Genomic DNA, 13,516 nt, shown 5'->3' with positions numbered 1-13,516 from the left:
CGGTCCTCAACGTAGTTATGTTAGGGAACATTTACTAAATGTTTGTGGTGGCGAAACTAGCGGCATAGAGTGCGGCAGCTTCTGCCGCCACTAGATCGAAGCCGGTGAGGGACGGGACATGGCGTGACATCGTGGCCCAGGCGTGCCGGAGTTCTCGGAGCTCGGCGACCGGCCGAATTAGGCCGTGTGCCAGCATCCGGGCGAGGAAACTGAACACGAAAGAGATGTAGGGAACGTAGAGCCAGTTGTCCAGGTCGCTGTGGCGTTGGCCTTCATGAAGTTTAGAGAGATCGAGTGCGGTCCGTTTGAGCTCTGGATCATTGAGATGATCGATGAGATTCTCCCAGCGGGAGGCGGCATCGAAGAGTTCCTGCAACCGTGGGTTGGTGGCTAGATCGCGGCGGTGGTCTAACCATTCCAATTGAGCTAAGAGCCGGGAATCTCCCGAGATGAAAGCGGAACCCAATGCTTGGATTCTCAGCTGCTCTTGGGTGGATTCCACTCCCTGAGTACGGATCATGCTCAGCTCGACGGCGCTGGGTGTGTGCTTGCGAATTACCGGTGCACCGGTGCTGGCACCGGTGAATATCTGCCACAGGTCATTGCCGCCGATTGAGCGGATATAATGCTCGGATTCTGCTCTCTCAGCGTAGAGCGAAGTATCAGTGGCGAGGCGGGAACGCAGGACCCGGAGATCATTCATCTCCTGGATCAGACCGATCCATGGCACCGGGTGGATGTCTCCGGCGGTGTCCCAGGCGCTGAAGGACTTGGTCACTAACCCAGATCTGAGGAAGGCCTCAAAATGACGTTCCTGTGGAATCGAGCTCTTGTCCAGCTCTTCGAGGGAAACCCGGGGGGCGCGCAGCAGATACGTGCTGCTGGCCTCATCGAAGGCATGCAGACTGGGGATCTCCTGGTTTTCCCGGCGGCCGAGGACGTGGTGCAGTTTGTCGCGGGCCTCCCAGACCACCTGAACCTCATTGGGTAGGAGCTCGCGCTCTGTGTTCTGGGCGAAAAGCCAGCGGTGCTTAATTAAGGGATCAAGGTGGGGTTCCAGAGTTGAGAATTGATCGGCGACCACCGCACGTGGGGAGGGAGATTCTGGTTGCCAGAAAGAGAGGAAAGCCTCTTCCCGGGCTTCGACGATCAGCGTTCCTTCGCCCACCAATTCTGCTGGAATGGTGCCCGTAAGTTTGTTCATAGGCACCTGCACCGGTGGATCAAGGGGTTTATGAACCAACCACACCCAGGTTTCCAGGGGTTGGGTGGTGGCTCGTCCCAGAGTCAATTCCAGCTGGTCTCCCTTGATCTGAGCCCCTGATAGCAGTGGCTTCTTACTCATGTAGAAAAGCGGCGCATGGGCGGCTTCCCGGGGATCGCGCCGCTGATCTCGGGGCAGTTCGAACCGGTCTTTGCGAGCCCATTTACTCATTTTTTCGGAGATGAACTCATCGATGGTGAGCACCTTCCAAATTGCCACTACGGCGTACTGAGCCTCAGATTCCATAGCGGAGCTGATCCGAGTCAGCGGGGTCGTCCAGACATGGCTGTTGCCCTTGCGGCTGAGGCTGATGCGTTCGCTGCGCCCGATGCGGCCCTGGCGGAGAATCTCGGAAACCACCAGTTCGACCTCATTGACCTTGGAAGGGAAACGCAACTGGAAGTCTTCGGAGTCAGTAAGCTCGTCAAAATTGAAGGTTTGCAGTGAGGCGGACCAGGGGGCCACCTCATCACGAAGTGGCAGGCGATACTGCAGGCGGGGCGCGTCTACCTTCACATCGAGGGAGTACGCCGCCGGGTCCTCGGCGCTGGCGATGGTAAATGTCTGGGAAGGACTTTCGGTGTGAATTTCCTTCGGACCCTGAGGGTGCCGCAGTCCAGAGACCCCTTCGGAGGTGAACTCAGCGAGCGCTTTGCTGAGGGAAGGGCCTTTATCAGTCTGCTCCGGCACCTGGAACTGGCCGTTGACTTCATATTTTCGGAACCCTAGTTTGAGATCCAGGCCTTCCGCCAAATTGAAGGAGCGGCGGTCCCGGAGTTTGGCATCCTTATATACTTCCACCTGGAACCTGCCTACCCAGGGATCATCGGCAGCATCGAAGACTTCGAAGGCGTTGCTGCGGAGATCATCTTCGACTTCGTAGGCATCCATGGGAAGCCGTTCTCCGGTGGGGAGTAACTGGTAGTAGCGGAGGACCCAGGTGGAATTATCTTCCGGAATCCGGAGTCGGGGGGTCTGTCGGTACACCGGCATCTGGTCGGGGCCCTTGAGATGGGCAACTGTGGTGCCCTCTTCGATCCAAATCTCCCCGTTGGCCCGGTTGACCTTGACGCGCTCGCGATTGCCGAGGTAGGAAACCGTGAGAGACTTGACGTATTCGAGCGGTAATTCGCGGGCCACCCAGTCCTGCCAGCCGTGAATCGGGCCGAGGTCCTGGGCGGTGAACCCGTGGCCGTTCAAAGTGCTGGCGCTGATGACAGCTGCTGCGGGCAGGATAGCGATGGTGTCACGGCTGCTCAGTTTTGATTGGTGCTTGAGCACGTGACCACTGGGGCGGAGAAAGAGCATCGGGCGCTTGGGCCCGAGGTGTTCCACGAGTGTATGGGTACCACCGTTGGGAACGACCACGGCCAGCTTTGCGAAGGGCTTGGTCAGCGGAAAGCGGTGTTCCTCATAACCACCGGTGGACCAGTCCTCCCGGGGCACCACGGTGGTCGGTGCATCATCTATAAGAACGGTCCACTCCGGAGCGGTGCGCTCGGTACTTCTGACCTGGGGCGCCTCGGGGAAGACCAGGTGGAATTCGAGGAGGTTCGGATCGAGGTGAAGATAGGGAGCCGGGTACGTCACTGCGCCGGTCGGCTCAACCACACCCGCCTGCTCATCGACTTCGCCGCTGAGCAGCTTTAGGAGGAAATGGAAGGTGGGCTCCGGTAACCCATGGGTGCCTTCGAAGATTTCTGTCTCAGTCTTGTCCTCGAGGCCGTGATACCACTCGTGGATCTCGTAGACACGGGCAAACATATCGGTGGCGCGGACTGGGAGGTGGGTAGCAAGCAACCGAAGGGCGGGTGATGTGGGGTGCCCACCCCGGTCACTTGCAAGGGAGTTCACCGCATATGCAGCGAATCCTTCCGAATGCGCCAATGTGAGGTTCTGAGTCCTGGTCTCGTCGATGAGCTCCAGCAGGAACCCGAGGTCCCGGGTAGGGATGCCTGCGTGCAACCGGATGGTTCCGACGTAGTCTTTGCCGATCAGGTCAGCATTGCTGAAGGTGGCGAGCTTTTTTCGGCTCAGCTCACGGTTGAGTTCCCGGCGGAGCAGGTTGTAGAGGGGATCTGGAGTGCGGATCCGCATCCGACGCCAGAAACTCTCCCAGTAGCTATCCGAGGTATCAAGCAGCGCAGTGCCGGTTAGCGCGGCAATAAATATCATGGGGTAATTGGAGAACATCTTCTCCAGGGCTTTCTGATACTTGATCGCGCCCTTAAGCGCCTCGCTGAGTAGCTCAATGAGCCACTGGTATTCCTCCGTGTTTAGTTGCAGGTCGACAGCCAGCAGTGGGTCGGGGAGCTCGACCTTTTTGCCTCGGTTGTCGATGGGGGAGATCCGCTCGTGGAGGATGCGGTTCGCTGCCTCGAGCTTCTCTGTGAGGGTTCCGGTTCCGTCTAATTCCTGAACGAAATCGCGGACCGTCTTCTCTCGTCTGCCACTAGTCATTTAAGTAGGTTCTTTCGATGAAAAGTATTGGGCTAATATTCATTCAACCTTATAACTTGCCGTGTGCATTCACATCTCAAAGTGGAACATATGTGTGGATCAGCACAGCGGAAAATGGTCAATGGCAGCTGCTCTTCCCTGCGCAACTACCCCCAGCCTCACCCGGCTACCGGCAGCAATTCCGTCGGTTCGGTGTGCGTGGTCAGCACCAGCGCATCACGGGCGCGGGATGCCGCTACATAAAGCAGGGCACGTTCACGTTGCAGGGCATCCTTGCGCTCGCCCTCGCCCAGCCCCCTGAGCTGGTGTTGCTGGGGGAGTAGGTCCCTGCCCATGCCGAGCATGATCACGTGGGTGAATTCCATGCCCTTGGCACCGTGCATAGTCATCACACTGACGGTTTCGTGGGCCGCGAGCTCGGCGTTTTTGGTCTTTACCGCGGAGATGCCGTGGTCCGCCAGAGCGTTGACCACACGGTTGATCAGCGGGCGGCTGCGAGCGAGGATACCAATCCGGGCTTCGGGGTTTTCTTCCTGCCAGTTCCCAATCAGTTCGGCGGCGGCGTCGAACTCATCTGCCTCTGATCCGAAGCGGTAAAGCCTGGGCAGTGGGCCGGAGCGGGCGGAGCGATAACCGAGCATGGTGTCGTCTTCGCCTTCGGAGTCGACCCATTCGCCGGTGAGCATGCCCAAGGCGTAATCGAGGTTCTGCCGGGTGGTGCGGTAATTCAGCGTCAAACGGGTTGAGGCCCGGCCGCGGGTGGAGATACCGAAGTGGCTGAGCACATGGTGCTGGCCGTAGATGCGCTGGTGGGAGTCTTCGGCGAGGAAAATGTCATTGGCGGATTTATCCACGCAGGCGCGGAGGAATCGCCAGTGCCCGGCATGGAAGTCCTGGGCTTCATCGATCAACACATGGTCGAACAGTCGTGAGCCACCATCTGCGGCGCGGTTGTCCAGCAGGGTCGCAGCTACTGCTGAGAGAGCTGGCCAGGCAAGCTTGCCGTCGCGGGCGCTGGCATTCATGTAGGCGCTGATGATCACCCAGACTTTTTTGCGGTTGGCACGGCTGAGCGCGGTGCCGCGGCCTGGTCGGGCGATGCGAAGGTAGTCCTTCTCAGAGGTGATCTGGTTGGCCAGGACCACGGACTCGAATTCTTGCTTGAGGAATTCGGTGTTGGCTAGTTCACCGGGGAGGTCTGACTGATCGGCGACCATGAGGGCATCGAGCCAATAGGTGCGTTCCTCATCACCTGTGTAGGCCTTGACCCGCCGGGCGGCGCGGCCGAGGACTAATTCGGAAGCACGTCCTACTTCGGCCATCGGCGCTTTGGCGAGAACCTGGTAGGCCACTGAGTCGATGCCCCCGATCCAGAGGCCTTGATCACCGGGATGGGAGGCTTCGGGGAAGGTCGGGTTGAGGACATTCATCTGGGACTTCAAGCTATCGGCCAGCCCGCGGGTGAAGGTAGTTAAAAGCACCCGAGGTGAATCATCCTGGAGTCCTTTAAGGGAACCACCGCGGGTGAGCAGATGGTTGGCGCGGTGTACCACCACCACGGTTTTGCCGGTGCCGGCGCCGCCGAAAATCCGGGCGGAGCCGGTGAACTCGCGTTTGACCATGGACTTTTGTCCGGGGTGAATGTAGGTTCGCCAGCGGTCGAAATCGCGGGAATCGATGACCTGGCGCAGTGAGTCGGTGTTGACGTCCTCAAGGTAGGCCCATTCCATGCTGGCGGCCGGGGTCTGCAGCCCCTCATGGAGACGTTCATCTTCGCTGCGATCATCGGACTCGGCCCCGGGATCTCGTGTGGTGATGTCGAGGCTCTGGCGGACTTCCTCGATGCTCAGCCCGGCGACAAGCCCGGAGAGGGCATCGCGTTCCCACAGTGGGCTGGCAGCTAGTGCGGTATCGAGCGCACTTTCGGATTCCAGGTTGAGTACGAGGCGGGTGGCATCGGGGTCGATGCCGAGTTTGGCTTCCAGTAGTTCCGGGGTGTGCCCGGCTTGGGTGAGTTGTTCACCTGGGCTCGGTTGGTTGACCGGCAGGGCTACTTCGGTGCCTTTGGAGACCACCTCGGTTTTCTCCGCCTGCTTTCGGGCGGCGGCTTCCGCAGCCGCTGCGGCTTCGGCGGCCTTGCGGCGTGATTCGATCTCAGCTTTGCCTGGTTCAACCGGGGAGGTTTTTTCGATCAGCTCGGTGACACCATTGAAGGGGTTGACCCGGAGGGTCACCTTCTTCGCTTTCTCGATTCCCTCATCATGCGGATAAACACCCACCAGCATGAAACTCCGTGAGTTGGGCTCGGTGATCTCGAAGAGGACAGCCCGGTACTGGAGGTTTACCCGCCCGGTGCGGACCCTGGGATCAGCGGAGTTCGCAATAGGCTCGATGTGCAGGCCCGGCGCGGTGGGGTCATCCGCGAGCTTGAGCAGAAAGTCCATCGTAGGTTTGCGCAGGCTCCCGTCGAGGTCAAGGGATTCATGAATGCCGATTGCGATTGCCATTGGTTAAGACTCCTTTCCGGTTAGTGTTCGAGCAGAGTTTCTGGGATATCGTTGCTGGTCAGGCTATCAGCATGGAGCAGGATCCAACCCTCCTTGCGGAGTGCATCCTCGGCGGTTTCTTCCTCGGAGTCGAAGAGCAAGGCGATCTTCTGCGTCGGCCAGATCATGATGGTGGACATGGAGCCCAGCTCCTCACCGATGACCTCGGACGGTACGGCGACAGCCTCCGCCAAGGTGCGCAGGGCAGACTCGACATCGTCTTCGCCCTCGAATTCCTCGAGGACCGGCAGCCAGGCGGCATTGATTTCTGCGGTGACCTTGGTTTCCTGCTTTTCGACGCCCACCTGGGCCGGCGCGCTCAGAAGCGCGCTCTCGTTGGTGGTGACGCTGAGCGCATTGGGAGAGAGCCACATGAGGTTTGCCAGATTGAGGAAGGTATTCCATACTTCCAGCGATAGTTCCCCGGCGGCAGGAGCATCGAGATGCAGTTCCTTCGCGCGCAGCGCGGTTCGATTGACGGGGGTTGCCACCATGCTGATCCTGCCCATGAGTTTTCCGCGGAGCAGCGTGCCCTCGGGAGAGAGATCGCGCCGGGCGAAGACATGAGCGGCGGCCGCATCAGCCAGCTCTGGCCATGCCCCAGCTTCAGGGTCGGCGAGGTAAGCCAGGAGTAGATCGACCGGTGATGAGGCCATCAGTCGTAGGGAAGAAGGATCCAGTACCTTACTACTGCGGGCGAGTTTTTCTCCCTCGGGGTGGTACCAGGCTGGAGGGTCTGCGGCATCATCGTCGAAGCGGTCCAGGTCGGCGCTCGTCAGGTTCCACGGCATGATGGTGGGCTCTTCCCAAGTCAGACGAGATCGTTTGAAGATATCCCCGTGAACCCTGAAGTGTTCGGCCGAGATGTGGAAAGCTGCGCCGTCGAGGAAGACAGCTACCGGCCGGTGTCGGCCACTGAGTGACTCGAACCAGAAATCCGCCCGGGTATAGCCCTTGTCGTATTCCTCACTCATCCGCCAGCGCTGACTACCTGGCAGCGTGAAATCGAGCTGGGGTCGGCCGGTCTCGACCCGGTCAATGATGGTGGCGTTGCGGGCTGCCAGTGCCTCGCGGATCAGAATTCGGAAGCGCAGTTCCAACTGGGAGCTCTCAGACGGTTCCGCCCGCTCCGACTGGATCTCCCAGTCCCTGGTCAGCGGATCGACGTTCTCATCAGGATGGTGTTCATTGAGCAAGATGGAACGCAGTGCACGTTCAGCGGCTGCCCGAGAGGTGACATCAATGGCTCGGCCCCGGGCATAAGGAAGCAGACAGTCGGGGCAGGCCAATCGCTCATCATGCTGGCAGTCGCAGGAGCTTACTCGCGCCCAGGACAGTTCCAAAAGCTTGCGCACCGAGACTGGGTCGGTGAACTGGGTGAGGTAACCGGTGCCGCCGGGTACCTGGTCATGCAGCAACAGGGCATCCACCGCGCCACCACCGGTGCGCGCGACCTGTACGGTTGCCACATCCAGGTGAGTGGGATCGCCACCGAGGTATTCCTTGAAACCCAGTTTGATCGCGGCGATCAGGCTGGGCACCGCCAGGGAGTCCGCGGCGCTGGTGAAGTATTCAGGTAGGAGCAGTAGCACTCCCTGGGTACGGAGCGACCGACCCAGGGCGAAGGACACGGTGTCCTCCTCCTGGGCAGTGCGGTGCGGGCACCAGGGACGGTGGTCCCATTTGGAGTTCGCACCAGCTGCAGAGTCGACGTGACCGCAGTGGCGGCAGACGTGGAAGAGCGGGGAATCAATCTCCCGGCCACCGAGTCGGCGCTTCTCCCCGTTTCCCTTGCCGAGGTTCAACCAGCGCAGCTCCACCTGCTTGAGATGCTCCACACCGAAGCCCTCGCTGAGGTACCAACCAGGTCCCTGGCCACCTTCTGGGATGACGAAGCTGACGGTGGTGTGGAAGCGGGCGGAGTTACGTTCATCGCGGTTATCGGTGATCATCGAGCGGGTCTGTTCCACCTCGGCGGAGACTTTACGCAGCTGTAGCACCTCGATGATCTGGCCCTTGTCCGCGAAGACGGGAGAACCACATTGCGGGCAGGCTCCCGGGGTGGGGCCATCAGGCAGGAGGATCTCGGAGTGGGAGCATTCCGGGCACAACCGCCACTGTTCAATGGCAGCACCCTGATGGCCTATCTCCACCGAATCGATGGTCGCGGCGATGCCCTGAGCGTAGAAGGTCGCGCCGGGAGCGAACTCATGCAGCGCCACGGATACACCACGGGAGTACTCGAAGAGTTCGGTGTCGAAGACCATTTCCTGAGGGTTGAACTTCGACACCGCCACCGAAAGTTCCACGGAGTCATCGAGCAGGGTGAAGTTGGGCAGCAAGCCAAAGCGCTCCATCGCCGCAATCCAGTGTTGGCCGAGGACCACTCCACCCAGCTGCCCCCGCACATGCCGCAAGGAGGACAACGTGATCCGTTTTTCTTCCTTCAGCTCATCATCGTGGCTATCTGAACGCAGATCGAGTTCATCGATTCGCTCCTCCAAGCGGGTGCGCCGGTAGCTGAGTTCCTTGTGCTCATCACGCCACTGGGCCCGGGCAGTCTCTAATTTGGCGATCAGCGAGTCTGGGCCCTCACCAGTGGCCCAGGAGCGCAACTCATCGGCGGTGGACTGATCGACTTCACCATCGAGGGAGCCGATGAATTCATCAAGTAGTTCATCGATGCCCGCGCGCACCCGGGCGGTGATCACCGCGACGAGAGAGGTTTCCAGGGAAGGTCCCTGGAACACGTCCATGGCAAAGCGCAGCTCCGGCACCTCGGTGGCGGTGTCGATGGAGTCGATGAGGAAGGCGGTGAACTGGCGGTGCAGGATCTCCACCGCCGAGAGGTAGGCCACCGGTGGGGTCACTGAACCGGAGATCACCGACAGCGGCTGGTTCAGCTTCGGCAGCACCGCACCGCGACCCTGCACCAGCGCCAGCACCAGGGAGTTGCCCGTCAGACGGCCGGCTCGGCCCACCCGCTGGACATAGCTGGCCACCGAGGTGGGTAGGGAAGCGAGCATGACCGTGGAGAGATCGCCGATATCGATACCCATCTCCAAAGTCGGGGTGGCTACCAGCACATTCGGAGCATTCGGGGCGGCTGCATCGGTGGCCCGGAAAGCATTCTCCAGTGCCAGACGATCCTTCTTTTTGAGCAGGCTGGTGTGTTCCCGGGCAATGACGGTGCGCGGCTCCATCGAAGAATAGAGCCGACGGTAGTAGTTGTCCTCCGACTCCACTGATGCCAACCGGCCGGTGCAACCTAGCGTGAAACAGGGCGCGCCCTCGAGGAGTTCACGGACCGGGGTAGCAAGCCCCGAGCGGGAGTGGCAGACCTCGCACTCGAGCAGCGTGGAGGCCCCCGCGGCGTCGATAAGTACCTGCTCCGGTTCCAGGGCGAAGATGGTGCCCTGCGAGTTCGTCGGGATTCGTTTGAGCACCTCGCGCTGGGCGAGCTCCTCGAACAACCGTGCCACGGCGTTCGCAGCATCCTGGGTCCCCAGTCCGAGTAGCTTCGAGGTCCAGGCGGCAAAGCGTGCCCGCGGACTGCCGATCGGGGTGGTGCCGGTGTCGCGTCGGGCAGCAGAGGTCAACTGCGGGCCCAGGCGCGGAAACTCCGGGGAGCCACCCCGTGGAAAGGAGGGGATGCCCCCGGCGCGTGCTTGACGACGGTTCAGCAGGTAAGCGTTGCCGTCATCATGAAGGTAGGACTCGAGCCAGGGATGGTTGATGCCACCGCGGGCGCGGGTCATCTCCAGCACACCCTGCACCCAGGTCAACCGCCTGTTGCCCTCCCCGAGATCCATGGTCGGTGCAGCGACTTTGGCCAGAGCTTCATCGGCGGCGGTCCGGGCCGCGGCCTCCGGGATGCTGACACTGGCGGTCAGCGAACCCGTCAAAGCCAGGGAACGCGCCAGATCCGCTCGTTGCCCAAACTCCAGCAACAGATCAAAACTCAGGCGGTGCCGGACATGTTTGAACCCCTCGCGCCGGGCTGCCGGCGTCGCATCCGGATGCCAGGAATCCTTGAACTTGGGGAAATCCACCAGCTCTGGGGGCAGCAATTCAAAACGCGCCCGGGGATCATCTGCAGCCTGCTCCATGAGACGGTCCGGAAGCTGGTTCAAAGTCAGCTGGGCATCACCCACCGCCCGGCGGGTCAGAGTACGCAGCGCGAAAGCTCGGGAGCGAGACTGCACGAAACCAGCGCGGTGCGCAGCATCCTGCACCGAATCGGTGAAGATCAAGGTCTTCTTCTCATCCTTATCCAACTCCGGCATACCGAAGAGATTCGATAAGGACACTGAGAGCAAGGTGGCCACGGAGGAACCGATGAAACGGATCGAATCGGCGTCACCGCAAGAAGGACAACGCTGCTCACGGGCGAAACGCTCAGCCTCTGGCCCGAAATAGGTGAGTACGGGAATCGACGCCCCGGACTCTTCCTCCTCGGGGCGGGGAGCGCGGGTGGATAGCTCCCGGGAATCGGTGTGCAGCCACATCACCGCAGATTCACCCTCGGTGCCGCGGGGCCCAGCTACGTTACGGTTGGCCTGGATTGCATCACGCTGCTCAGCGGTGGCATCCAACAACGGACGCTGGCGTTCGGGATGAGCCAGCGAGCCGGCACGGATATTCGGGCCGGCCATGATGGGGGCATCAGTGCCTGGTTCGAGTGAGACCATCCAGCCGGAACGACCACAACTGCGGCAATAGCAGGCCGGAAGCCAGTGGGTGGGGCGATCCTCGGCAACCTCCGGGGGGCCGTCATCCGACCACCGGAAAAGCGAGCCTTCCTCGACAGCAGAGATAGCGCGGTCAATGCGGGAGACCTCACGCACCCAAAGGTGGGTTTCCACCCCAGGCAGACGCTTTCCACCCCAGCCATCCCGTGCGCCGAGCTCGGCGCGCAGATAGGCGATCGCGGTTAATGCATGGGTGATGAGCTCTGCGGCGGGGCCTTCCTTCAGCAGACGAGCCGTTGCCCCGAGCACCAACTCAGGCAGGGGAGTCTGCTGATCATGGGCGCGCCGGGTCAGCGGTCTGGCTTTAGAAGCGTTCGCCAGGATTGCGCTGGTCAGCTCATGGGTAGCGAAATTTCGGATGGCGCTGTCAAGGTTTTCCGGGCATTCCCAGATGCGCTTGCAGAAGATGCTGAATACGTGGTCCGCATAGGTGACGCCCTGTGGTTGCTCCGCGATCTCACTGAGCACAACATCGATGGTCTCCACATCGGGGATCCCACGGACATCCTCGGCCTGAGTAGAGGGGCCGAAGTTCTGGGCGATTTCCGCCCGCCAATCCTCAACGCCGAGCATTGTTTCGGAGACGATCGCCGCTGGGGGGAAGCTCTCACCGAAGACAGTCTTGGCGAAGTTCAACATCGGGGTGAAATCATCATCCGCGCCCAGTGTTGCCGAGGTAGCCACCGGGGTGACCCTACCCAGCGGCCGTTTGGCTTCTTCCAGATCGATCACGCTGCCCTTTCGCTCATCCCGCAACCGCAGTCCGAGGCGGCGCAGGAGCAGGGCGACATCCGTGCCCTGGGCACCGTCATAGGTGTGGAACTCATCGAGCACCAGGTACTGAAGGGAATCCGCCGAGTTCTTCCAGATCTCGCGGTCCGCGGTCCGCAGCAGCAGCTGGTCCAGCATCTTGTAGTTGGTCAGCAGCAGATCTGGGGGATCCTGTCGCATGGTTTCGCGGTCCGTGATCAGCGACTTCGCGCTCATCGTCTTCACCCCGCCTTGAGACTCACCGGTGTAGATACCGGCGGTAACGCTGGAGAGTGCGGGGTTATCGGCGATGAGCTTGGACAGACGATCTGCCTGGTCATTGGCCAGTGCATTCATCGGGTAGAGCAGTAGGGCCTTGACCCCTTTTTGCCCGAGCTTTCGCATCCGAGCGGCATGGTCGAGGACAGGGTAGAGGAAGGCTTCGGTCTTACCCGAACCGGTGCCGGTGACCACCAGCGTCGGCTCTGGGCGGCGATTCCCGGACTCATCCTGGGAACGCAACCGCTGGAAAGCCTCTGCCTGGTGGTGATAGGGCACAAAGTTCTTGGGCAGCCAGCCCAGTAGCTGATCCCAGTGTTTTGCCTGCGCATAGGGCAAACGACTGCGTACATAGGGGCCGTGGAACATGCCGGAATCGGCATCGGAGAGGAAGCGTTTGAGCTCTGCGGAGGTTTCCGAGTCCGCCAGGGAGAAGCTGGTGGCCAGGTACTCCGTGAGACCTTCCAGAATATGGTCGGCTGTATGGACAGGGATCAGCGTGGACACCGCTTATACCTCCTTGAGTTGTTGCTCGAACTTGGCGTAGGCGGCACACAGGTCCGCTTCCCGGTCGAGCACCGGGAATGGATACTTGAAGAGGTACACAACCTCGGATTGGGGGTGAACCCAGGTGCGCTGCTCCTCAGTGAGGAACTCCGCTAACCCGCTGGCCGTGGTCGCATCAGCCAGGGAGAAGCTGGTGGTCAAGTACTCGGTCAGACCATTTTCAATGTGCTCGGCCGCACAGACTGGAAGAAGGCTGGAAATGATGGCACCACTCTGACTGGATATACATGTGATTGAGTTTCCAGACAGTCTAACTGTGAGGGTTATTGGCTGTGCCCAATCGTTGCTGGCAGCAGATGAGGAGGCGAGTGAAGAAAGCCATAGCGGCCAGGCAAGTAGTCCGTCAAGCATGATTATGACAACGACTACGGGAACTGGGGAGCAGAAGATAGCCGAACACCAGTCGCAGCAACCTACCGTATCGCCTGGCGTGCAATGGCTGCGACCACTGGTTTTCGGACGTTCTACTCAAACATCATTCCCCCCGGGGCAAAGCATATTCATGGAATCCATTCGGCTGGCCCTGTGGCTAATCTCAACTCCGTAATTGCTGGGGCATTCAGCAGTTCAATCCTCAACGACTTTCTCCTTCGATCAACAGGAATTGCTAACCTTTACGGCCCCGTCTTTGAAGGACTTGCATTAGGCCAGGAAAACTTACTGTGGACTAAAACCGCACGTCTGTATCTTCGTCTTAATTGCTTGACCTCGGCTTATGCTCCTTTATGGGAGGAGATCATCGGAGAACCGTGGACAATGGAGACCCCACTTCGGAAGGCCGAGGAGCGGCAGGCGGCGCAGAATGAGATCGATGCCATCGTTGCTCTCTCCCTCGGGGTGACGGCCGATGAGTTGTGCATGATCTACCGGACCCAGTTCCCGGTCATGCGACGCTACGA

At 60.4% G+C, this 13,516-nt stretch carries 4 protein-coding genes; all 4 read right to left on the bottom strand.

The genetic code is table 11. The features are described from left to right. Positions 1-34: 34 nt before the first annotated feature. Positions 35-3,724, bottom strand: a complete 3,690-nt coding sequence (locus tag ACTU46_RS06395) for a hypothetical protein (protein WP_443380419.1) — start codon at positions 3,722-3,724, stop codon at positions 35-37. 158 nt (positions 3,725-3,882) lie between these two features. Beyond that, positions 3,883-6,231: a UvrD-helicase domain-containing protein gene (locus tag ACTU46_RS06390; RefSeq protein ID WP_443380418.1), complete on the bottom strand. Its 2,349-nt coding sequence runs from the start codon at positions 6,229-6,231 to the stop codon at positions 3,883-3,885. Positions 6,232-6,251: 20 nt separating this feature from the next. Beyond that, on the bottom strand, positions 6,252-12,557 hold the full coding sequence (locus ACTU46_RS06385) for a DEAD/DEAH box helicase (protein WP_443380417.1): 6,306 nt from the start codon (positions 12,555-12,557) through the stop codon (positions 6,252-6,254). A 3-nt stretch (positions 12,558-12,560) separates the two neighbouring features. Continuing rightward, positions 12,561-12,758 (bottom strand): hypothetical protein, encoded by a 198-nt coding sequence (locus tag ACTU46_RS06380; protein WP_443380416.1) that lies wholly within the window; start codon positions 12,756-12,758, stop codon positions 12,561-12,563. Positions 12,759-13,516 lie beyond the last annotated feature (758 nt).

The sequence above is a fragment of the Corynebacterium sp. A21 genome, assembly GCF_052266655.1.
Lineage (GTDB): Bacteria > Actinomycetota > Actinomycetes > Mycobacteriales > Mycobacteriaceae > Corynebacterium.
The sequence above is the reverse complement of the archived record's forward strand: the minus strand, read 5'-3'. Positions and strand labels throughout refer to the sequence as shown.

Coding starts and splice junctions, on each gene's coding strand:
- ACTU46_RS06395 (WP_443380419.1), bottom strand. CDS start 3,724: ATGACTAGTGGCAGACGAGAGAAGACGGTCCGCGATTTCGTTCAGGAA.
- ACTU46_RS06390 (WP_443380418.1), bottom strand. CDS start 6,231: ATGGCAATCGCAATCGGCATTCATGAATCCCTTGACCTCGACGGGAGC.